Raw genomic sequence first — 20,911 nt, forward strand, 5'->3', positions numbered from 1 at the left:
GGACTCCTTGAACTCTCGGCGCTTTCTAGCGAGCGGCGCGCGCCAAAGCCAGCGCAACTTGCGCGGGGCCGATTGATAAAATTTGATCGAGTTTCGCGATTTCCAGCCGTTTCACGCCGGATTCGGGCCACATTCTGGCGCGAAGCATAGGTGAACGAAGCCTTAAGAAACAAGATACAACCCTAAATGAAACGCCGCACATTCATACTCGCTATAGTTGCCGCCCCCGCATTTGCCCAGACCGCAAACGCGGGCGCCTCGGCGCTTGAAATGGGGTGGCGCAGCGCGGATCGGGCTTTGCGCCAGCGCACGCAGACGGTTCTGTCGGCGGCGGGGCTGTATTTCGGAGAGATCAACGGGCGTTGGGGACACGGGCTGGAGCGCGCGCTTTTACGCGCCGCCGATCTGGTGATGATGGCGAGCGGCGCGCGGGTCAAACCCGAGTTGCGCAGCCTGTCAGGCGCGGGTCGTTTCATCGAAGACCTCGGACACGAGCGCTTTTCGGCCCTGATCGCGACACAGGAGCGCACCCGATCAGGCGGCCTGTCCGGCTGGATACGCCAGACCCTTCCGCTTTTTGGCTGAAATGCAAAAGACCGCCCCGAAGGGCGGCCTTTGGTAGCCGTAGCGCAGCGAAGAACCGATTAGTTCTTCGCGTAGAATTCGACGACCAGGTTCGGTTCCATGACCACCGGATACGGCACGTCCGAGAGACCCGGGGTGCGCACGAAGGTCGCGGTCATTTTCGAGTGGTCAACGTCGAGGTAATCCGGCACGTCACGCTCTGCCGACTGCGAAGCCTCGAGCACGAGGGCGAGTTGCTTCGACTTGTCGCGAACAGCGATCACGTCGCCTTCTTTGACGCGGTAGGACGGAATGTTGACGCGCTTGCCGTTCACGGTCACGTGGCCGTGGTTCACGAACTGACGTGCAGCAAAGACGGTCGGGACGAATTTCGCGCGGTAAACCAGCGCGTCGAGGCGGCGCTCCAGCAGACCAACCAGGTTTTCACCGGTGTCGCCCTTCACACGCTCGGCTTCGGCGTAGATGCGGCGGAACTGCTTCTCGGTCATGTCGCCGTAGTAGCCTTTCAGCTTCTGCTTGGCGCGCAGCTGCAGACCGAAGTCCGACAGTTTGCCCTTGCGGCGCTGGCCGTGCTGGCCCGGGCCGTATTCGCGGCGGTTGACCGGCGACTTGGCGCGGCCCCAGATGTTTTCGCCCATGCGGCGGTCGATTTTGTACTTGGCAGACGTGCGTTTGGTCACGGCTGATCTCCTTCGTTCGTTTTGAAGGGCGTTGTCCTCCTCCCGCGGCCTTGTGGGCTTTGGGCGACAGGTTTCCCCTTACGGGGTCCACCAACACCAATAAATGACCCGGCAGCTTTGGCTACCGGGATGAGGGGGCTTATACAGTGCGACGGACCGGAGTCAACGCCCTTCGGGCAAAGAATGCTCAGGCGGCCAGATCGTGCATCAGGATCGCGGCCTCCGAGGCGCGTAGCGCACGACGCGCGAAGGCGCCATAGCCAAGCGGATCATCCTCTACCCCCGGCAAAAGATCCAAAAGCCCCGCGCGCTGATCTTCGGCTATCATATCAAGCGCGGTCGAGGCCGGATGGAAGCTTTCCGTCGCCAACCCGTTCGCGTGGATCACCTGATGGCGATCGAACAGCAGATGGATATAAGTCACCTGCGCCATCGGAGCCTCGATGCGCACGCTGGTATCGTTGACCAGATCGCAGGCGCGCACCAGCACTTCGGGCTCATTGAACAGCGCCAGCGCAGCGCGGCCACGGATCAGCATCCGATGCTGCGGCGAGACCAGCAGGTCGCCGTCCGGCTCTCCAATCCCAAAGGCGCCCGCACGGATCCGCACGGGGCGCAGATGCGGCAACGCATAAAGCCGCGCGCCGCTCATCCGGCGCTGGCCTACCCACAGAATCTCTTGCCCGCCATCGTCGCGCGTGGACACGCGGTCGCCGGGACGCAGCGCCTCGACCGGGCGTTTACCATCGGGCGTGTCGATCAGGGTTCCGGGCGTGAAACAAATGACGCCCGGCTCCTCCAGCCGCAAAGGCTCGGGGCGAATATCCAGCGTCCGGTCCACCACCCACAAATCGCAATTCGACGGAGGAATGCGCCCCGCAAACATCAGCAGCCGCGCGCGGGCATCGGCCAGCTCGATCAGGGTGACAACATAGACCTGATAGCCATCGGTGACGGAGAAACTTTGCTCGGGGATGTCCTCTTCGACGGTGCCCGCCAAAGTGCCGCCCGACACGGCCGCCCCCATCAGGCGGCGCACCACACGCGCGGCCTTGGCGCGGATTGCATCCTCACCGCGCGCATTCGACAAAATCAGAAGATCGTTCGGCCCGTCCACGCGGACGGCCTCGCCCCACCAGCGCCAACACGCGCCTATCGCCACTGCCCCGACGGGCGCAGCCACATTGCCGTCCAGCTCAGTCTGCGCCCAAGAGATGACAAACGTGCCCTCATAGCCCGTTTTCATTGCCTGTATGTCCTGCCCCATAGAATGGACCTTTTGGTCCTTGATTAGGGTCAGGCTAACACGGGTGATTCGTCGTGTGAATCCCCTTTGTTAACAATTGTGGCAAAACCTTGGAGACGTCAGAAATTCATCCGGAACCGGAGCGAGCCAAGCACCTGCCCCTCGGGCTGGCCGACGAATTCCTCGGAGAGCCAGGTCAGTCCGTAAAACAGCCCCATACCGCCGAAACGCATATTCACACCCGCACGGGCGCGGTAGCGGGTTTCCTCGAAATCGACGCCATCAGCGGCGGGGAAGTAGTCCGAGCCGAACACCCGCGCGGCATCCGCACCGATGGTAAAGGCCCAGGGCGGCGCGATCTCCTGCCCCGAAATCCCGACGTAGCGCTGGCCCGTGATCTCGTCGCGCAACCACAAAGCGCCTTCTTCGCGCGGCCCGAAGGACAGATCGACGCCCGCGCGCAGGATCTCTTCATCCCCCGCCCGGGCCGCCACGAAGGGGCGGATCACCGCAGCCCCAAGCCGGTAATCGCGCGCGGCCTCGGCCGAGGCCACGGGGATAATCCGGTTGCCCAACTCGTTCGCCGCCACCAAGGGCTGCGGCGCCGAGAACCAGCGGTGGAAGGTGCCGTGCAGATCAGAGACGCCAGTGCCCGGACCGATCGTCACCGCGCCAAGCCCGAGGCGCAGCTCGGCCCCATGCGCCTGCCAATAGGTGTTCGCGCCGAAATGCAGCCGCCCGACATAGCGCCGGTCAATCGCCGCAGGCGCCACCAGATCGGTGGGCGCGATGATTGAGGTGCCAAAGCGGTATTCCATCACCGAGAACGGACTATCGGGCAGCTCCCCCGTCCAGCGCGAGCCACGCAGCACCGAGAGGAAATACGACCCCGTCTGCCAGCGGTCCGCCCCGTCGCCGATATAATCATTATTGAACACATGCCCCCAGCCAAGCGTGCGTCGCGCGAAGCCTTCTTCGGCCTGAGCGCTGCCCGCCAGCATGGAAATCGCCAAAATCCCCGCGATCAGCGTGGTTACATATCTCATGAACTCTGCCCCTGTTCGTCCGGCGCGCCGGAGAGTCACCTGCCTTTGAAAGCCGGCTAACAGGGGATTACGGCAGGAAATGGGCAGGCGCGACCCCTTGCCGCACGGCACCCGCTCACTGTGGGCGCGGCGCAACATCATAAGGGCGCGTTGACCCGCCGCGCATTTGCAGCGACAAACAGCCGTCAGCCAAGGAGCCAGCCCATGCCCACCCCGAATTGCGCCGTGATCGTCGCTCATGGCAGCCCGTCCGACCCCGTCCCGCAAGAGGCCGCGCTTCGGACGCTGGCGGCTCAGGTGCAGGCGCAGCTTCCGGGCTGGACCGTGCGCGGGGCAACACTGGCCGCCGAAGGGCGGTTCGACGCCGCGCTTGAAGGGCTCGACGCGCCGCTTCTCTATCCGTTCTTCATGGCGCGGGGCTATTTCACCGGCAAGATTTTGAAAGACCGCCTGAACGGGCGGGCAGTAACACAGGTGGCCCCGTTCGGCACCGAAGCGGGGCTGGTTTCAGCTATCGGGCAGCGCCTTGACCGCGAGCTGGCGCAGCAAGGATGGCGCGCCAAGGATACTGCGCTTCTGGTTGCCGCGCATGGCAGTTCGGTATCCCGCACCAGCGCCGAGACCACCCTTGCGCTGGCCGAGACCCTGTCGCAGCGCCTGCCCTTCCGGCTTGTCCGCGCGGGCTTTGTCGAGCAAGAGCCGTTTTTGCAACCCACCGCCGTGGGGCTTGGTCAAGCGATCTGCCTGCAATATTTTGCACTAAACGCGGGTCATGTGCTCGACGACGTTCCCGCCGCACTGGCAAGCGCCGGATTTGACGGCCCCGTCCTGCCACCCTTTATCGACTGGCCCGAGACCGCCGCCCTGATCGCCGCCGCACTGACGCGCGCGGTTAATCCATCGTTGCCGCCGGAAAAACCAGCGTGAAGCAGGTGAACGACTTGCCGTCGCTCTCGCATGAAATCTCGCCACCCAGGCGCGCCATCATCCCCGCCACATAGGGCAGACCGTTACCGTAAACCCCGTGCGAGCTTTGGAACAGCTGGCAAATCCGCTCGGGCGCGATGCCCACGCCATTATCCCTGAGCGTCAGGACAGACCCGTCCTTGCGGCGTTTGACGTTGATCTCGACCACCAATGGCTCCACCCCATGCGCCTTGATCGAATTGTCGATCAGATTGGCGAGGATCTGCTTGACCACCGTCTGATCGGCGTCGATGCGGGCAAGGCGCTTGTGGACGATTTTACCGCCAATCCGTGTGAGCGAGGGGGTATGGAGCGCGTGCAACTCGTCGAGAATATCCTCAAGCGTCACCGCGTCAGTCAAAGCCCCCTCGAGCGCGATGGCATCGTATTGCAGCGTCTCGACCCGCTCGGCGATCAACTCCATCGCCTGAAAGGCTGCGTGATACATCTTGTCCGCGAAGGTGCGCACGTCCTCGGGCAGGTTTTCCTTGTCGCGGATGTATTCGGCGCTCAGCAGCAAGCCATAGATCGGCGAGCGCAGGTCATGCGCCAGCATCCGCCCGATCTCGCGCAGGCGGTCCACCTGCTCGGCGCGCTGCAGCCGGTGGCGCGAGGCCTCGCGCGCCCGCATCAAGGCGCGCTGCAAACTGTCGATCGAGAGATCCTGCTTGAACAGCAACTCGTCGATCCCCGAGGTCACCGCCGCCGCCGAGACATGGCGCGACGACATCCCTGTCATCAGGATGATCGGCGCAATCGCAAAGGCGTTGGTATCCGAGCGCAGCTCGCGGATAAGCGGAATGGTCGACATCCCGCCAACATTGAAATCGAAGATAAACGCGACTTCACCCTCCCAACCCGCGAGCTTGGCCTCCAGAAACCCGTCCGCGCTGGAATAGACATCGACCTCGGCACCCGGCGCGACAAGGGCCAGATGCTGGCGCACAAGGATCTGGTCGATAACGTCATCCTCGACAACAACAATTCGATCCATGCTAACTGCCCGCCCCCTCGCCTGTGCCCTCGGGTCCGTCTGCGCCGGGGCCGGGCAGCAACGAGACCTTGATCCACAGCCCCAACATCTCGACCGCGTCGACGAAAGCATCGCCGGCATTTTGCTTGATCATATAGCCCACAGCGCCCGCCTCATAGGCGCGGTCGATGTCGAGCTGGTTCTCGGACGAGGTCAAAACAAAGACAGGTATCCGCTTGAAGCGCTCTATCCTCTTGATTGCATGGATAAACTCGAACCCGTTCATCCGCGGCATATTGATGTCGCATAAGACAACCACCGAAAACGCCCCGCCGTCCTCGCGATAAAGCCGGTCCAGCACCGCAAGCCCCTCGAACCCGTCCTTGACGAAGATCAGCGGGTTCGCAATCCGACGCATCCGGAACCCGCGCCGGATAATGAACTGGTCCAGATCGTCATCCTCGAGGACTAGAATTTTAACCTGATCCGACATGCGCCCCCTCCTTCGCCAAAACAAAATCCAGATCGAAACAGGCGCCCCCCAAAGCGCCATCATGCACCGAGATCGCCCCGTCAACCCGCGCCATCAGATCCTGACAGATCGCCAACCCAAGCCCGCTTGACCCGGTCTGCGACTTCGGGCGCAGGGTCTCGAACGGCTGGAAAACACGCTCGCGGAATTCCGCCGGAATGCCGATACCGTTATCGCAAATCCGAAGCCTGTAGCGCCCGCCCGCCAGAACCTCGCCCTCGATGCGGACCTCGAGCGAGGGCGTGTCGGGATTATGCCTGAGCGCGTTTTCCAACAGGTTTTCGACAACCCGCTCGAAGCCCTCGCGCTCGGCAATGATGCGCGCATCCTCCATCGCCCCCAAGGCGACCGGCACTCGCCCCGCGAACCGCGCCGCAATCGGCGCAAGCGTCTGGCGCAGGTCCAAAACCTCGGCCCGCACAGGCGCATCCCCAAGCGTCAGATAGCGCACAAAGACCTCGGACAGAGCCATCGCCCGATCGAGGTTCTGGGTCAGCCGCGCATCCACATCCTTGATCCCGCCTCCGCCCTCCGCGCGCAATTCGTCGCGATATTGATGCAAGGTCCGCGCATTGCGGATCGGAGAGCGCAGATCGTGCGACAGCGAATGGCTCAGCACCCGCAACTTCTGCCGCTTCTCGTTCAGCTGGACGATCTGGCGCTCTTTGATGGCCAGAAGCCGCCGGTTCTGATCCGCCACAGAACCAAGCTTCCACAGCGCAAAGCTGTTCAGTGCGAACCATCCAAGGGTCAGCAGCTTTTCAACCGTTCCCGCGAACACCAGCCCGCCTGCCAGCCAATAGAGAGACAGGACAAAGGTCACCGCCAGGGCGATCTCCACACCATAGCCGCGCGCGATTGAAAGGTGCCTGGCCACTGGCACGCGGGCAGCCAGAACACAAAGCACAAGCGCCGCCGAGAACGCCGACATACCGCGATCGCCAACCCCTTCGATCGAAGACGGCCAGGGGATCACCCGCAGCAGAAGAGAATAGACGGCCAGGCACATCACCACATAGACCCGCACCATATAGAACGGCGTATTCAGATCCTGGCGTTTACGCAGTCGCACCAGCACCACAGCGGAAAACAACCCGGCAAACGAGGGCACACCGGCAAGCTCCGCTCCGGCTTCGCGCCCCCCCACTGCGGCAAACAGATTGGCGCCGCCAAGATAAGCCAGAACAGCCGCAGCGAAGGTCAGATAGATCAGACCGGCGCAGACCTCTCCCACGACCGTGAGCGCGGGATACTCCTCCACCGCATAAGCGGTCAGCACCAGCAGCAGCATGAACGCAAGCACCGGCTGCCCCACCGGCAGCGGCGCAAAGACCTGTGCAATCTCCGGCAGTGCCGCGGGAAGAATATCCCGCAGCAATTCAAAACAAATTAAAAACAACGAAACACCGGCAGCGAAAATGCGCTTGCCAGATTCCGGCGGCTGATCGCCCATCCTGTGACCCTCGTTGCAGGTAAAACCCTGCGCCTTTTCTCCTTGCGTTATGGCGCCCCCACTGCGCCCCCTACGCACATGGGGGCCGGTTCGAATGTCAGCTGCAATCCCAGACGCCGGACCGCCGAGCGTAGCTGACACATCAGAAATCTCTCGCGGATCGGCGCCGTCGACATATGCGACGCGCAACCATCGAGCTGCGTTTGATCGAGAAGATTCACCTCCGGCGCATCGGGCGCCGAGATGGACAGGTGCAAATAGCTGTCGCCAAAAATCATCCGCACGCAGCCCGTTCCCTGCGCCTCGTCGCATAGCGCCAGCACGTTCCAGACCATCGCATCCAGAGTTTCCAGCGAGACCGCCACATCGCGCGCGCCGATGACATCCACCTCGACGCATCCGATGTCCATTGCCGCATCGCGCAACATCGCCTCGACACGCGCAATCAGGACATCCCGGGCAATCGCCACATGGCCGCTGGTTGCATCGGCCAGATAGACAAACTCGCGCGCAACCGTCTGACAATCCGAAACCATCCGGTCAAGGCGCGCTGTGATCTTCGGCAAAAGCGCAACAATCGACGCCTCCTCGCCCGCGCGCAGCGTTGCAAAGAGACCGCGCATCGAGTTCAGTGGGCTGGTAATCTGGTGATTGAGGAAACTCCGCGCCAGTAACAGCGCATCATAAGTCTCGCCGTCCGAACGCGGCAGAGCAACGACTTCATCCCCCGTTGCATCTTCGAAAGAAGCGACAACGCGCACGCCCGCGTCGGTCTCGACCTCGGCCGAGGTTATCACCACCGAAACCGGCCCGCCACTGCGACGCGCCAGCCGCCAGACCGCACGATGATTGCGCCGGTCCTGCAGGTATCGGACCTGCGCGCGCTGGAACAGGTAGCGATCTTCCTCGACGATGAAATCGCCCAGCGAACGACCCACAACCTCAGGTAGAGCACTCCCGACAAGTAAGGAAAACCCTTCGCTGGCCCCGACAATTCCGAGGCTCTCGTTCTGGATGATATACGCGGGTGCGGAGAAGTTCATGGCAACCAAACATCTGGACAGGCATCATCGGGAAAAAATCGCCAAAGCCATCCTTAGATAGCGCAACCAATACTTTGGTAGGATAACAATCATTTCGAACTTATCAAATAGATAAATTCGCCGCGTGATTGCATTTGTTTGAATGATTCTGAAAAACAGCGTTTCCCGCAAGGATACAAAAATACCGGCCCAGGCCGCCCCGCCACAGCACCCACCCTTTAAATGCTGAAAGATATACACTCGGAGAGCGTCGAGAAACCGGCACAAGAGAAACAAAATTCCGCTTTCAAAAATTAGGAGGGCAATTTTACCATCTCATCAATTTCAACTTATGCGTGTATTTGTTGCTCTACGTTTTCATCAAACCCGCGCGCGTTACAAAACTTTCATTTGCCGCCCGCCTACATTCTCGATAATTCCTGAATTATGGAATTAACTACTGCAATCACCGCATTTACCGCCCTCGGGCAGCCTGGTCGACTGGCTGTATTCCGGCTGCTGATGCGCCGTGCCCCGACGGGCGCAAGACCCACAGAAATCGCGGCTGCGCTGAACCTCAAGGCGAATACCCTGTCACATTATCTGGCGACGCTGGAACAAGCAGGGCTGATCTCTTCGCGCCGCGAAGGCCGCGCGCTGATTTACACGGTCGATCTGACGCAGACAGCGGCGCTGGTTGATTATCTGGTAACGGATTGCGGCCGCTCGCGCCCCGATCTGCACAGCCGGTTGGTTGCCGAAGGGGCGCAGCGGGCCGCCGCCCCTTTCAACGTGCTGTTTCTGTGCACCGCCAATTCGGCGCGTTCCATCATGGCCGAGGCGATCCTGAACCGGATCGGCGCGGGACGATTTCGCGCGTTTTCGGCAGGGACGACGCCAGCGCGGGGTCCCATACCGGCGGTGCTGGAACTGCTGGCGCGCCAAGGGTTCGACACGTCATCCCTGTGTTCAAAAGACGCCGCCGGCTTCCGCTCCCCCGACGCGCCGCAGATGGATTTCGTCTTTTCTGTCTGCGATGCCGCCGCCGCCGAGGAATGTGCGCCCTGGCCCGGCCAGCCGCTGACCGCGCATTGGGGCGTCAAAGACCCGAACCTCGCCACCGGCTCCGAGGCCGAACGCGCGCTGGCCTATGCGACCGCGTTTTCGGAACTGAACCGCCGGATCACCGCCTTCGCGGCGCTACCGATTGCCGGGCTTGACCGGCTTTCCCTGCAAAACCGCCTCGACCGCATCAGCCTCGACCAGGAATAAAGGACCATCCCATGCCCCGTATCGCCCTCAATGGCCTTGGCCGCATCGGCAAGCTTGCGCTTCGTAACCTGATCGACGCGGGCGCCGAAATCGTGCTTCTGAACGACCCCGTTGGCACGCCCGAGCAACACGCGCTTTTGCTTGAATTCGACAGCATCCACGGGCGCTGGAAAGCTGATATTTCGCATGACGACGACAGCCTGACCCTGAACGGCCAGCGCATCCGCCTGACCGCCGAGCGCCGGATCGAAGACCTGCCGCTGGCAGAACTGGGCATTGATCTTGTGATCGACTGCTCGGGCGCGTTCAAGACCGAGGCCAAGATCGCCCCCTATTTTGCGGCGGGCGTGAAAAAGGTTGTGGTCTCGGCGCCGGTCAAGGACGGCGGCGCGCTGAATATCGTCTACGGCATCAACCATGATCTTTACGACGCGGGCGCGCACAACCTAGTCACCGCGGCAAGCTGCACGACCAATTGCCTTGCCCCGGTCGTCAAGGTGATCCACGAAAATCTGGGCATCAAACACGGCTCGATCACCACGATCCACGATGTCACCAACACGCAGACCATCGTTGACCGCCCCGCGAAAGACATGCGCCGCGCGCGCTCTGCCCTGACCAACCTGATCCCGACAACGACCGGCTCCGCCACGGCAATCACGCTGATCTACCCCGAGCTGAAGGGCCGCCTGAACGGCCATGCCGTGCGGGTGCCGCTGTTGAATGCGTCGCTCACCGATTGCGTCTTCGAGGTCGAGCGCCCCACCACCGCCGAAGAGGTCAATGCTCTTTTCAAGGCCGCCGCCGAAGGCCCGCTGACGGGCATTCTGGGATACGAGCCGCGCCCGCTGGTCTCGACCGATTACACCAACGACCCGCGCTCTTCGATTATCGACGCGGCCTCGACCATGGTCATCAACGGCACGCAGGTCAAAATCTACGCGTGGTATGACAACGAATGGGGCTATGCCTGCCGTCTGGCCGATATTGCGCGCATGGTCGCGGGGTCGATGTGAGCATGTCGGGGATGCGCGCCTATGTGGCGGTGACGGCGGCCTATTGGGCCTTCATGCTGTCGGACGGCGCTTTGAGGATGCTGGTGCTTTTGCACTTTAACACGCTCGGGTTTTCGCCCGTTCAGCTTGCATGGCTGTTCCTGCTCTATGAGGTCGCGGGCATCGTGACAAACCTGACCGCAGGCTGGATTGCCGCGCGTTTCGGGCTGGCATCCACGCTTTATGGCGGGCTGGCATTGCAGATCGCGGCGCTTCTTGCACTGGCGCAGCTTGATCCGGGTTGGAGCATCCCCGCGTCAGTCGCCTTTGTCATGGCGGTGCAAGGCGCAAGCGGGGTGGCCAAGGATCTGGCAAAAATGTCATCGAAATCCGCGGTCAAACTGCTGGCCCCCAAAGGCGATGGCGCGCTGTTCCATTGGGTCGCGGTGCTGACGGGGTCGAAAAACGCGGTCAAGGGCGCGGGCTTTTTCCTGGGCGCGGCGCTACTGGCCTTGGCGGGGTTCGCGCCTGCACTTTGGGGGATGGCCGCCATTCTCGCCGCAATCCTGGCGGGCGTCGTGCTGCTCATGCCCGCAGGCCTGCCTGCTGGCCGCAAGGACGCAAAATTCTCGTCCGTCTGGTCGCGCGACAGGCGCATCAACCAGCTCAGCCTCGCGCGGATGTTCCTGTTTGGCGCGCGCGACGTGTGGTTCGTCGTCGGCATCCCCGTCTATTTCGAGGCTGCACTCACGCACGGCACCGACGGGCAAAGCAGCGCGTTTTTCCTGATCGGCGGCTTTATGGCGCTTTGGATCATCGGCTATGGCGCGGTGCAGGCCTATGCGCCCCGCCTGTTGCGCGCAAAATCCCGCCCCGAGGCCGAGATCGTCACCACCGCCAGCCATTGGGCGGGATACCTGACGCCGCTCCCCTTTGCGTTGGCGATTTGCGCGCTGATCGCGGGCGAACCAGCGGCTTGGCTGACGATCACACTGGTTCTGGGGCTCTTGGCCTTCGGCTTTGTCTTTGCGGTGAATTCCTCGGTCCATTCCTACCTGATCCTCGCTTTTGCGGGGGCGGAACGGGTCACGATGGACGTGGGCTTCTATTATATGGCCAATGCGGGCGGGCGGCTTTTGGGCACGCTTTTGTCAGGGGTCAGCTATCAGATCGGCGGGCTGCCGCTGTGTCTGGCAACCGCGGGCGCACTGGCGGCGGCAAGCTGGGTCTCGGTGCGGCGCCTGCGGGCCTAGCCCATCTTGCAGGCGACATCGAGCATCCGGTTCGAGAACCCCCACTCGTTGTCATACCAGCCAAAGACCCGCACAAGCCCCCCTGCCGCCACCCGCGTTTCGGGCAGCGCCATGACGATACTTTCAGGCCGCGCGCGCAGGTCCGAGCTGACCAAGGGCTTCGTCGTCACACCAATCACGCCACCCGTCCCCGCCAGCGCCGCGTTCACCGCCTCGGCACTAACTGGACACTCCAGCATCACCGCAAGGTCAACGGCGGACACGCTGGCCGTCGGCACCCGCACCGCCTGCGCCAGAATGCGTCCCGCGATTTCGGGCAGAACCTCATCCATCAAGCGCCCTGCCGAAGTCGTCGTTGGCACCATCGACAAAGCGGCCGCGCGCGAGCGGGCGAAATCGCCCTGCGGCGCGTCCACCGTCGGCTGGCTGCCAGTGTAGCAATGGATCGTCGTCATCGTCCCGGAAACCACTCCGAAACGCGCGTGCAGCACCTTCGCCAGCGGCGCCAGCGCGTTCGTCGTGCAGCTGGCATTCGACACGATCAACTGGTCCTTCAGCGCCGCGTCATTCGCCCCCATCACCAGCGTCAGATCGGCCGCAGGCGACGGCCCCGAGATCAGCACGCGCGACGCCCCCGCCGCCAGCCCCTGCCCCGCGATCGCAGGCGTCACCGCGCGGCCGGTGCATTCCAGCACCACATCCACGCCCGCCAGATCCAGCTTGCTCAGGTCATCGACGCGCGACAGTGGCAACACATGCCCGTCGATCACAAGCGCATCCGAACGCTGCTCGACCGATCCTTTCCAGACCCCGAAAACGCTATCGTATTCAAAAAGGTAGGCGCAAATATCGGGAGCGGCGATGTCGTTCAGCCCGACGACCTCCAGCCCCTTCCAGCGCGGCCCGCCGGCTGCGCGCTCTTGCAGCCACGCGCGCAGCACCGAGCGCCCGATCCGGCCCAATCCGTTGATGAATACGCGCATGTTCCGCTCCCTTGTTGGCGCAGTTCTACGCGGCCTTTGCGCGCGAGAAAAGCACCCGATTGTATCCGTTCAAACGCGCGTGCGCCCTTGGCGCGGGCGGCAGCAGAAGCTATGACAGCCCTTCGCACATCAGGAGGCCTCCTTGGACACGACCCAGCGTATCGCCCGCACCATCGCCACCGAAATCACCGCCAGCCCCGCGCAGGTCATCGCGGCGGCGGGCCTTCTGGATGGCGGCGCGACCGTGCCTTTTGTGGCGCGTTACCGCAAAGAGGTCACGGGCGGGCTTGATGACACGCAGCTTCGGACACTGGCCGACCGGCTGACCTATCTGCGCGAGATGGAGGCACGGCGCGTGACGATTCTCGGCTCGATCAGGGATCAGGGCAAGCTGACCGACGATCTGGCGCGGCGCATCGCGCAGGCCGACAGCAAGGCAACGCTGGAGGATATTTACCTGCCCTTCCGCCCGAAGCGCCGCACCAAGGCGATGATCGCGCGCGAAAACGGGCTGGAGCCGCTGTTGCGCGCCATTCAGGACAACCGCGCGGCCGAGCCAGCGCAACTGGCCCAAGGCTATCTGTCAGAGGCAGTCGCGGGCGTGAAAGAGGCGCTGGACGGCGCGCGCGATATTCTGGCCGAAGAGCTGACGGAAAACGCCGAACTGCTGGGAACCCTGCGCGCCTTCATGCAGGCGGACGCCTTTATTGCCGCCCGCGTCGTGCCGGGCAAGGAAGAGGCTGGCGCCAAATTCTCGGACTATTTCGACCACCGCGAGAAATGGGCAACGATCCCGTCGCACCGCGCATTGGCAATCCTGCGCGCCTCGAAAGAAGAGGTTGTGACGGTCGACATTGCCCCCGACCCCGAGACCGGCAAAGATCGCGCCATCGGTATGGTGTGCAACGCGATCGGCATCAAAGGCAACGGCGCGGGCGACACCTGGCTGCGCGATGCCGCAAGCTGGACATGGCGGATCAAGCTGTCGCTGTCGATGTATATCGACCTTTTGTCCGACCTGCGCCGCCGCGCCCATGAAGAGGCGATCACGGTGTTTGCGCGCAACCTGAAAGACCTGCTGCTGGCGGCCCCCGCGGGGGCGCGCGCAACACTTGGCCTTGATCCGGGCATCCGCACCGGCGTGAAGGCTGCGGTCGTGGATGCGACCGGCAAGCTTTTGGAGACGGCGACGATTTATCCGTTCCAGCCGAAAAACGACATTCGCGGGTCCGAGGCCAAGATCATCGAGCTGATCCGCCGCCACGGGGTCGAGCTGATCGCGATTGGCAACGGCACCGCCAGCCGCGAGACCGAGCGGCTGGTCTCGGACACGATCAAACTGCTGCCCGAGGGACCGAAGCCCACCAAGGTTGTGGTCTCCGAGGCGGGGGCGTCGGTCTATTCGGCCTCGGAACTGGCGGCGCGTGAGTTCCCCGATCTTGACGTGTCGCTGCGCGGTGCGGTCTCGATTGCGCGGCGGCTGCAAGACCCGCTGGCCGAGCTGGTGAAAATCACCCCCGAAAGCATCGGCGTTGGCCAGTATCAGCATGACGTGGACCAGCGCCGCCTTGCGCAAACGCTGGAAGCCGTGGTCGAAGATGCGGTGAACGCGGTCGGCGTTGACCTGAATATCGCCTCTGCCCCCTTGCTTGCGCATGTCGCGGGGTTGGGGCCGTCGCTGGCGCAGGCCATTGTCGCGCATCGTGATGCGGTGGGGGCCTTCGCGTCCCGTAAGGCACTGATGAAGGTCGCAGGCATCGGCCCCAAGGCGTTCGAGCAATGCGCAGGCTTCCTGCGTATCCGCGACGGGGCCGAGCCGCTGGATGCCTCGTCCGTCCACCCAGAGGCCTATGACGTGGCGCGCCGCGTAGTGAAGGCCTGCGGGCGCGACATCCGCGAGATCATGGGCCACCCCGAGGCCCTGCGCGGTCTGCGGGCCGAGCAATTCGTCGACGGCGCCTTCGGTCTGCCGACCGTGCGCGACATCTTTGCCGAACTGGAGAAACCGGGCCGCGACCCGCGACCCAGCTTTAAGACCGCAAGCTTCACCGATGGCGTTGAAACCATCTCGGACCTGAAACCCGGCATGATGCTGGAAGGAACGGTGACGAATGTCGCGGCCTTTGGTGCCTTTGTCGACATCGGCGTGCATCAGGACGGGCTGGTCCATGTCAGCCAGCTTGCCGACCGCTTTGTCAAAGACCCGCATGAGGTGGTGAAGGCAGGCGACATCGTAAAGGTCCGCGTGACCGAGGTCGACATCCCGCGCAAGCGCATCGGCCTGTCGATGCGCAAGGATGGTGCAACCGCTCCGCCGAAAGGCCCGCGCGACACGCCCCCCAAAGGTCCGCGCGGCGGCGGCAAGCGCCCGCCCCAAACCAGTGCGCCCAAAGGCTCGGGCGGAGGCGCGCTAGGGGATGCGCTTCTGGCGGCGATGCGCAAGAAGTGACCTTGCCCGCCCCATAGCGCACGACCACCATAGTTTGCCCACGGCCTGCAAAACCCGCTGAACGCGGGTCGCGCAAGGCTATGCCCAAAAGCACGCAAATCGAAGAAAGCGGGAAGATTGGTGGAGCCGAGGGGGATCGAACCCCTGACCTCGTCATTGCGAACGACGCGCTCTCCCAACTGAGCTACGGCCCCAACTGATTGGTATTTCGCGCAGCGGCGCGGGCTTGTCAAGCGCTCGCGCGGCGCTTGACGCGGCTCAGGCCATCGCGGGCAGTTTGGAGCGCACGAACTCGACCAATGCCGACGCGGGACGCGCACCTGCGGCACGGGCAACCTCGCGGCCTTTCGCGAACAGGATGAACGATGGTATCCCCTGAATCCGGTAGCGCTGCGTTGCCTGCGGGTTCACCTGCGTGTTCAGTTTCGCCAGCCGCACATGGGGCGCAAGCATCCCCGCAGCCGTCTGGAATTGCGGCGCCATTTGGCGGCACGGGCCGCACCACGGCGCCCAGAAATCGACCAGAAGCGGCAGGTCGTCCTTTTCGGCTTTGGCCAGAATACCGGCGTCGATCTCGGTCACTTTGCCCGACACCAGCTTGTCGCCGCAGGTGCCGCATTTCGGCCCCGACGCCAGCTTCTCCGAGGGCACACGGTTCGCCTGCCCGCACCCAAGGCAAGTCACGCGGAAAGATTGCGCCATAGCGGCCTCCATTACATTCATCTTATCGAATATATTGGGAGCCGCCCTTGCGATTACAAGGGCGGCTCCGGTGTATTGATGCGACCTCAGGCGGCCTTATTCGGCGGCATAAGCCTCAAGCGGCGGGCAGGTGCAGATCAGGTTCCGGTCGCCATAGACGTTGTCCACGCGCCCGACCGGCGGCCAGTATTTGTCCACCCGGAACGAGGCGGGCGGGAAGCAGCCCTGTTCGCGCGTGTAGGGGCGCGTCCAGTCAGCCACGAGGTCCGCGACCGTATGGGGCGCGTGACGCAGTGGGCTATCCTCGACCGGATATTCGCCATCCGCTACGGCTTGAATCTCGTCGCGGATCGCCAGCATCGCGGTGATGAAGCGGTCGATCTCGGCCTTGGTTTCCGATTCCGTCGGCTCCACCATCAGCGTGCCGGCAACCGGCCAGCTCATCGTGGGGGCGTGGAAGCCGTTATCCATCAGGCGCTTGGCGATGTCATCCACGCTCACCCCGATCTCGCCAAAGGCGCGGGTGTCCAGAATGCACTCATGCGCCACACGGCCACGGTTGCCCATGAACAGGATCGGGTAGGCAGGCTTCAGGCGCGCGGCGATATAGTTCGCGTTCAGGATCGCAACGCGGGTCGCCTGCGTCAGCCCCTCGCCACCCATCATCAGGCAATAGGCCCATGAAATCAGCAGGATCGAGGCCGACCCGTAGGGTGCCGCCGAGACCGCACCCTCAGAGCCGCCCGTGGCCGAATGACCCGGCAGATAGGGCGCCAGATGCGATTTCACGCCGATCGGTCCCATGCCCGGACCGCCGCCGCCATGCGGGATCGCGAAGGTCTTGTGCAGATTAAGGTGGCTCACGTCCGAGCCAACCTCACCGGGCTTCACAAGCCCCACAAGCGCGTTCATATTGGCGCCGTCCAGATAGACCTGACCGCCGTGTTCATGCGTGATTTCGCAGATCCGGCGCACAGTTTCCTCGAACACGCCATGCGTCGAGGGATAGGTAATCATGCACGCCGCCAGATTGCCGCCCGCCTCGCGCGCCTTGGCCTCGAAATCCTCGAGATCCACGTCGCCGTTGGGCGCGGATTTCACCACCACAACCTTCATCCCCGCCATATGCGCCGAGGCCGGATTGGTGCCATGCGCCGAGACCGGAATAAGGCAGATGTCGCGATGCGCCTCGCCACGGGCGCGGTGATAGGCAGCGATGGTCAACAGCCCCGCATATTCGCCCTGCGCGCCGGAATTCGGCTGCATCGAGAAAGCGTCATAGCCGGTGATCTCGCACAGTTTGGCGGTGAAATCCTCGATCACCTCGCGGTAGCCCTCGGTCTGGGTTGCGGGGGCAAAGGGGTGCAGCGCCGAGAAGGCGGGCCACGAAATCGGGTCCATTTCGGCAGCGGCATTGAGCTTCATCGTGCACGAGCCAAGCGGGATCATCGCGCGGTCCAGCGCAAGGTCGCGATCCGACAAGCGGCGCATGTAGCGCATCATCTCGGATTCGGCGCGGTTCATGTGGAACACCGGATGGGTCAGGTAATGGCTCTCGCGCAACAGCCCGTCGGGCAGGCCAAGCGCGCTGTAAGCCTTGGGCGGCTCGGCAATGCCGAAGGCGTCCAAGAGGCGCGCCAGCACATCGTCGTCCGTCAGTTCGTCCAGCGAAATTCCCACGCGGTCACGCCCGATCTTGCGCAGGTTGATGCCGCGCAGCTCTGCCGCCGCCAGGATCCCCAACTGCCCGACGCCGACCTTCACGGTGATCGTGTCGAAGAAGTGCTCGGGCTCGACCGTCGCACCGGCCGCCACCAACGCATCGCGCAGGCGCACGGTGTTGAAATGCACGCGCTCGGCAATCGAGCGCAGCCCCTTCGGCCCGTGGAACACCGCAAAGAACGAGGCCATGACAGCCAGCAAAGCCTGTGCAGTGCAGACGTTCGAGGTGGCCTTTTCGCGGCGGATATGCTGCTCGCGGGTTTGCAGCGACAGACGATAGGCGGGCGTGCCATTGGCATCGACCGAAACCCCCACAATCCGCCCCGGCATCGCGCGCTTAAGATCATCGCGGCACGACATAAAGGCCGCGTGCGGGCCGCCAAAGCCCATCGGCACGCCAAAGCGTTGCGCCGACCCAACGGCAATATCCGCGCCCATCGCGCCCGGCTCTTTCAGCAAGCACAGCGCCAGCAGATCGGTTGCGACAATCGCCACCGCCTTGGCCGCGTGCAGCGCCTCGCATTGCGCGGTGAAGTCGCGCACATGGCCATAGGTGCCCGGGTATTGGAAGATCGCGCCAAAGACAGCGGTCGCATCCATATCCTCGGGCTGGCCCTTGATAATCTCGATCCCCAAGGGGGCGGCGCGGGTCTCGATCACGTCGATGGTCTGCGGGTGCAGGTTTTCATCGACAAAGAACGCGCCCGCCTTCGATTTGGCCGAGCGCTGCGCCATCGTCATCGCCTCGGCGGCCGCCGTGGCCTCATCCAGAAGCGAGGCGTTGGCAACCGGAAGGCCGGTCAGGTCCGCGACCATCGTCTGATAGTTCAACAGCGCCTCGAGCCGGCCCTGCGCGATTTCGGGCTGATAGGGCGTATAGGCCGTATACCACGCGGGGTTTTCAAGGATATTGCGCTGGATCGCGGGCGGCGTGACGGTGCCGTAATAGCCCTGCCCGATCAACGAGGTCATCACCTTGTTCTTCGCCGCAACGCCGCGCAGCTTGGCCAGCATCGCGTGTTCGGTCATCGGTTTCCACGACAGCGCGGCCTCTTGGCGGATCGCCTTGGGCACGGTCTCGTCGATCAACTGGTCGAGGTTTTGCACCCCCACGACCTTCAGCATCTCCTCCATCTCGGCCGGAGAAGGCCCGATGTGGCGGCGGTTGGCAAAATCGTAGGTGTCGTAATTCGTGGGGGTGAACATTTTTTCCAGCCCTTAGCCGATGAATTCTTTATAGGCGTCTTCGTCCATGAAGGCGTCGAGCTGTTCCATGTCCTCGACCTTCATCTTGAAGAACCATGCGCCCCCCAACGGGTCTTCGTTGACCAGACCGGGGTTGTCGGACAGCGCCTCGTTCACCTCGACGATCTCGCCGTCCACGGGGGCCAGAATGTCCGAGGCGGCTTTCACGGATTCGATCACGCAGACCTCGTCACCGGTGGCGACCTTGGTTTCGGTTTCCGGCAGTTCAACGAACACCACATCGCCCAGTTGCTCGGACGCGTGCTCGGTGATGCCGACGACAACCAGATCGCCTTCGACGCGCAGCCATTCGTGTTCTTCGGTGAATTTCATGTTCGGATCTCCTCAGCGTTTGTAGGAATGGGGATTGAAGGGCATGGGGACGATGGTCGCGGGCAGACGTTTGCCGCGCACCTCGCCATAAACGGTTGCGCCCACGGGCAGATCGGCAGGCAGATAGGCCATCGCCATCGGGCCTTCGATCGAGGGGCCAAAGCCGCCCGACGTCACGGTGCCGATGGGCGCGCCGCCCTCGGGGCCAGCAAAGATTTCGACGCCTTCGCGCATCGGCGCGCGGCCTTCGGGTTTCAGGCCACGGCGCAGGCGCGCGGGGCCGTTTTCCAGCTCGGCCAGAATGCGCGCGGCACCGGGGAAGCCGCCTTCGCGCGCGCCACCCTTGCGGCGGATTTTCTGGATCGCCCAGCTCAGGCCAGCCTCGACCGGCGAGGTCGTGGTGTCGATGTCATGACCATAGAGGCACAGCCCTGATTCAAGGCGCAGGCTGTCGCGCGCGCCAAGACCGATCGCCTCGACCGCCGGATGGGCCAAAAGCGCACGGGCCAGTTCATCGACGCGCACGGTCGGCACGGAAATCTCGTAGCCGTCTTCGCCCGTGTAGCCCGAGCGCGAGATCACCAGATCAGCGCCATCCCACTGGAAGCGATCAACCCCCATGAACTCAAGCTTGGCAACACCGGGCAGAAGGCTTGCCAAAGCCTCTTCGGCCTGCGGTCCTTGCAGCGCCAGAAGCGAGCGGTCTGGCAGCGGCTGAACGCCCGAAAGATGCGCCTGAAGATGCGCGATGTCGGCGTCCTTGCAGGCAGCATTGACCACCAGCATCAGCGTGTCGCCCAGATGCGTGATCATCAGGTCGTCCAGAATACCGCCCGCGTCATTGGTGAAAAACGCATAGCGCTGGCGGCCCGGTTTCAGCCCTGCGACGCTGACCGGCACCAAGGCCTCCAGCGCGTCGATCTGGTCAAGCGGCACCAGCACCTGCCCCATGTGCGACACATCGAACAGCCCCGCGGCCGCGCGTGTATGCAGGTGCTCTTTCAGAACGCCAAGCGGGTATTGCACGGGCATCTCATAGCCCGCGAATGGCACCATCTTGGCGCCAAGCTCGACGTGAAGGTCATAAAGCCCCGTCCGTTTCAGGTCGGTCATATGCCGCCCTCCCCTGTCTGGCCGGAATACCGGCATCGATTGCGTTGGGCGTATATGCCCGCTCGATGCCCCCTCTGTCCTTACCCGCGTTCGCAGGCGCCTGAGATCGTTATCCCTTCGGCGGGCGCGGGGTGCGCGCCTCTCTCCAGAGTTATGGTCAGACCGGTCCTTTTGCCTGAGAGTTTACCGGGGCGGTTGCTCCTTCGGCACTGGCACGAGACCAGATTCTCCCGTGTCCGACACCTCCCGATAGCGCGCGCCAAGCCCCCCTGACAAGAGGAAAATCCGGAATCGACACTATTGGGCGAAAAGCGACACGCCCCATGTCGTATTCCATTGCA

At 63.3% G+C, this 20,911-nt stretch carries 18 protein-coding genes, 1 tRNA gene and 1 riboswitch; of the genes, 6 read left to right on the top strand and 13 right to left on the bottom strand.

The window, feature by feature from the left end; all coding sequences use genetic code 11:
* Window positions 1-186 precede the first annotated feature (186 nt).
* Window positions 187-585: a hypothetical protein gene (locus RYZ20_RS10315; RefSeq protein WP_317673153.1), complete on the top strand. Its 399-nt coding sequence runs from the start codon at window positions 187-189 to the stop codon at window positions 583-585.
* A gap of 59 nt (window positions 586-644) precedes the next feature.
* Here RYZ20_RS10315 and rpsD read toward each other — a convergent pair whose 3' ends face one another.
* The 3 genes from rpsD to RYZ20_RS10330 form a co-directional block, all read right to left on the bottom strand.
* Window positions 645-1,265, bottom strand: coding sequence for a 30S ribosomal protein S4 (gene rpsD / locus RYZ20_RS10320; RefSeq protein ID WP_317673155.1), 621 nt, complete (start codon window positions 1,263-1,265; stop codon window positions 645-647).
* 187 nt (window positions 1,266-1,452) lie between these two features.
* A complete protein-coding gene (locus RYZ20_RS10325; RefSeq protein ID WP_317673157.1) occupies window positions 1,453-2,511 on the bottom strand; it encodes a Hint domain-containing protein in 1,059 nt (352 codons plus the stop codon).
* 119 nt (window positions 2,512-2,630) lie between these two features.
* Window positions 2,631-3,557, bottom strand: a complete 927-nt coding sequence (locus RYZ20_RS10330; RefSeq protein ID WP_317673159.1) for a lipid A-modifier LpxR family protein — start codon at window positions 3,555-3,557, stop codon at window positions 2,631-2,633.
* Between the two features lie 204 nt (window positions 3,558-3,761).
* On the opposite strand from RYZ20_RS10330, the gene RYZ20_RS10335 reads away from it, so the two are divergent.
* Window positions 3,762-4,484 carry a cobalamin biosynthesis protein CbiX gene (locus tag RYZ20_RS10335; protein ID WP_317673161.1) on the top strand — a complete coding sequence of 241 codons (723 nt, stop codon included), beginning with the start codon at window positions 3,762-3,764 and terminating at the stop codon, window positions 4,482-4,484.
* Here RYZ20_RS10335 and RYZ20_RS10340 read toward each other — a convergent pair.
* From RYZ20_RS10340 to RYZ20_RS10355, 4 genes are all read right to left on the bottom strand, one after another.
* On the bottom strand, window positions 4,450-5,517 hold the full coding sequence (locus RYZ20_RS10340; RefSeq protein WP_317673163.1) for an ATP-binding protein: 1,068 nt from the start codon (window positions 5,515-5,517) through the stop codon (window positions 4,450-4,452). The genes RYZ20_RS10335 and RYZ20_RS10340 overlap by 35 nt on opposite strands.
* Window position 5,518: 1 nt before the next feature.
* Window positions 5,519-5,989 carry a response regulator gene (locus RYZ20_RS10345; RefSeq protein WP_317673165.1) on the bottom strand — a complete coding sequence of 157 codons (471 nt, stop codon included), beginning with the start codon at window positions 5,987-5,989 and terminating at the stop codon, window positions 5,519-5,521.
* Entirely contained in the window at window positions 5,973-7,406 is a 1,434-nt protein-coding gene (locus RYZ20_RS10350; RefSeq protein ID WP_317673167.1) for a sensor histidine kinase, read from the bottom strand. Before RYZ20_RS10350 ends, RYZ20_RS10345 begins: the two co-directional genes overlap by 17 nt.
* A 122-nt stretch (window positions 7,407-7,528) precedes the next feature.
* Window positions 7,529-8,524, bottom strand: a complete 996-nt coding sequence (locus RYZ20_RS10355; RefSeq protein WP_317673169.1) for a PAS domain-containing protein — start codon at window positions 8,522-8,524, stop codon at window positions 7,529-7,531.
* A 426-nt stretch (window positions 8,525-8,950) separates the two neighbouring features.
* Between RYZ20_RS10355 and RYZ20_RS10360 the strand changes: the two genes are divergently transcribed.
* Genes RYZ20_RS10360 through arsJ form a run of 3 tightly spaced genes read left to right on the top strand, consistent with a single transcriptional unit; the run spans window position 8,951 to window position 12,023 of the window.
* Entirely contained in the window at window positions 8,951-9,775 is an 825-nt protein-coding gene (locus RYZ20_RS10360; protein ID WP_317673171.1) for a metalloregulator ArsR/SmtB family transcription factor, read from the top strand.
* An 11-nt stretch (window positions 9,776-9,786) separates the two neighbouring features.
* Entirely contained in the window at window positions 9,787-10,791 is a 1,005-nt protein-coding gene (locus RYZ20_RS10365; protein ID WP_317673173.1) for an ArsJ-associated glyceraldehyde-3-phosphate dehydrogenase, read from the top strand.
* 2 nt (window positions 10,792-10,793) lie between these two features.
* The gene (arsJ, locus tag RYZ20_RS10370) at window positions 10,794-12,023 is read left to right on the top strand and encodes an organoarsenical effux MFS transporter ArsJ (RefSeq protein WP_317673682.1); all 1,230 of its coding nucleotides are present in this window, start codon (window positions 10,794-10,796) and stop codon (window positions 12,021-12,023) included.
* Here the strand turns inward: arsJ and RYZ20_RS10375 are convergent.
* Window positions 12,020-13,006, bottom strand: coding sequence for a type I glyceraldehyde-3-phosphate dehydrogenase (locus RYZ20_RS10375; protein WP_317673175.1), 987 nt, complete (start codon window positions 13,004-13,006; stop codon window positions 12,020-12,022). The genes arsJ and RYZ20_RS10375 overlap by 4 nt on opposite strands.
* A 142-nt stretch (window positions 13,007-13,148) precedes the next feature.
* Between RYZ20_RS10375 and RYZ20_RS10380 the strand changes: the two genes are divergently transcribed.
* Window positions 13,149-15,455: a Tex family protein gene (locus RYZ20_RS10380; RefSeq protein ID WP_317673177.1), complete on the top strand. Its 2,307-nt coding sequence runs from the start codon at window positions 13,149-13,151 to the stop codon at window positions 15,453-15,455.
* Between the two features lie 118 nt (window positions 15,456-15,573).
* On the opposite strand, the gene RYZ20_RS10385 is transcribed toward RYZ20_RS10380, so the two are convergent.
* The 5 genes from RYZ20_RS10385 to gcvT form a co-directional block, all read right to left on the bottom strand.
* A tRNA-Ala gene (locus RYZ20_RS10385) sits at window positions 15,574-15,649 on the bottom strand.
* A 64-nt stretch (window positions 15,650-15,713) separates the two neighbouring features.
* On the bottom strand, window positions 15,714-16,157 hold the full coding sequence (gene trxC, locus RYZ20_RS10390) for a thioredoxin TrxC (RefSeq protein WP_317673179.1): 444 nt from the start codon (window positions 16,155-16,157) through the stop codon (window positions 15,714-15,716).
* Between the two features lie 96 nt (window positions 16,158-16,253).
* A complete protein-coding gene (gene gcvP, locus RYZ20_RS10395; protein WP_317673181.1) occupies window positions 16,254-19,085 on the bottom strand; it encodes an aminomethyl-transferring glycine dehydrogenase in 2,832 nt (943 codons plus the stop codon).
* Between the two features lie 12 nt (window positions 19,086-19,097).
* Complete coding sequence (gcvH, locus tag RYZ20_RS10400; protein ID WP_317673183.1) at window positions 19,098-19,457, bottom strand: glycine cleavage system protein GcvH; 360 nt, start codon at window positions 19,455-19,457, stop codon at window positions 19,098-19,100.
* 12 nt (window positions 19,458-19,469) lie between these two features.
* Window positions 19,470-20,570 (bottom strand): glycine cleavage system aminomethyltransferase GcvT, encoded by a 1,101-nt coding sequence (gene gcvT / locus RYZ20_RS10405; RefSeq protein ID WP_317673185.1) that lies wholly within the window; start codon window positions 20,568-20,570, stop codon window positions 19,470-19,472.
* Between the two features lie 154 nt (window positions 20,571-20,724).
* Window positions 20,725-20,813, bottom strand: a riboswitch (glycine riboswitch).
* Window positions 20,814-20,911 lie beyond the last annotated feature (98 nt).

Source organism: Pseudothioclava alba, from assembly GCF_033100795.1.
In the GTDB taxonomy this organism is placed as follows: Bacteria; Pseudomonadota; Alphaproteobacteria; order Rhodobacterales; family Rhodobacteraceae; genus Pseudothioclava.

Coding starts and splice junctions, on each gene's coding strand:
- gcvT (WP_317673185.1), bottom strand. CDS start 20,570: ATGACCGACCTGAAACGGACGGGGCTTTATGACCTTCACGTCGAGCTT.
- RYZ20_RS10315 (WP_317673153.1), top strand. CDS start 187: ATGAAACGCCGCACATTCATACTCGCTATAGTTGCCGCCCCCGCATTT.
- RYZ20_RS10360 (WP_317673171.1), top strand. CDS start 8,951: ATGGAATTAACTACTGCAATCACCGCATTTACCGCCCTCGGGCAGCCT.
- RYZ20_RS10375 (WP_317673175.1), bottom strand. CDS start 13,006: ATGCGCGTATTCATCAACGGATTGGGCCGGATCGGGCGCTCGGTGCTG.
- arsJ (WP_317673682.1), top strand. CDS start 10,794: ATGTCGGGGATGCGCGCCTATGTGGCGGTGACGGCGGCCTATTGGGCC.
- RYZ20_RS10335 (WP_317673161.1), top strand. CDS start 3,762: ATGCCCACCCCGAATTGCGCCGTGATCGTCGCTCATGGCAGCCCGTCC.
- RYZ20_RS10365 (WP_317673173.1), top strand. CDS start 9,787: ATGCCCCGTATCGCCCTCAATGGCCTTGGCCGCATCGGCAAGCTTGCG.
- gcvP (WP_317673181.1), bottom strand. CDS start 19,085: ATGTTCACCCCCACGAATTACGACACCTACGATTTTGCCAACCGCCGC.
- trxC (WP_317673179.1), bottom strand. CDS start 16,157: ATGGCGCAATCTTTCCGCGTGACTTGCCTTGGGTGCGGGCAGGCGAAC.
- RYZ20_RS10345 (WP_317673165.1), bottom strand. CDS start 5,989: ATGTCGGATCAGGTTAAAATTCTAGTCCTCGAGGATGACGATCTGGAC.
- RYZ20_RS10330 (WP_317673159.1), bottom strand. CDS start 3,557: ATGAGATATGTAACCACGCTGATCGCGGGGATTTTGGCGATTTCCATG.
- gcvH (WP_317673183.1), bottom strand. CDS start 19,457: ATGAAATTCACCGAAGAACACGAATGGCTGCGCGTCGAAGGCGATCTG.
- RYZ20_RS10325 (WP_317673157.1), bottom strand. CDS start 2,511: ATGAAAACGGGCTATGAGGGCACGTTTGTCATCTCTTGGGCGCAGACT.
- RYZ20_RS10340 (WP_317673163.1), bottom strand. CDS start 5,517: ATGGATCGAATTGTTGTTGTCGAGGATGACGTTATCGACCAGATCCTT.
- RYZ20_RS10355 (WP_317673169.1), bottom strand. CDS start 8,524: ATGAACTTCTCCGCACCCGCGTATATCATCCAGAACGAGAGCCTCGGA.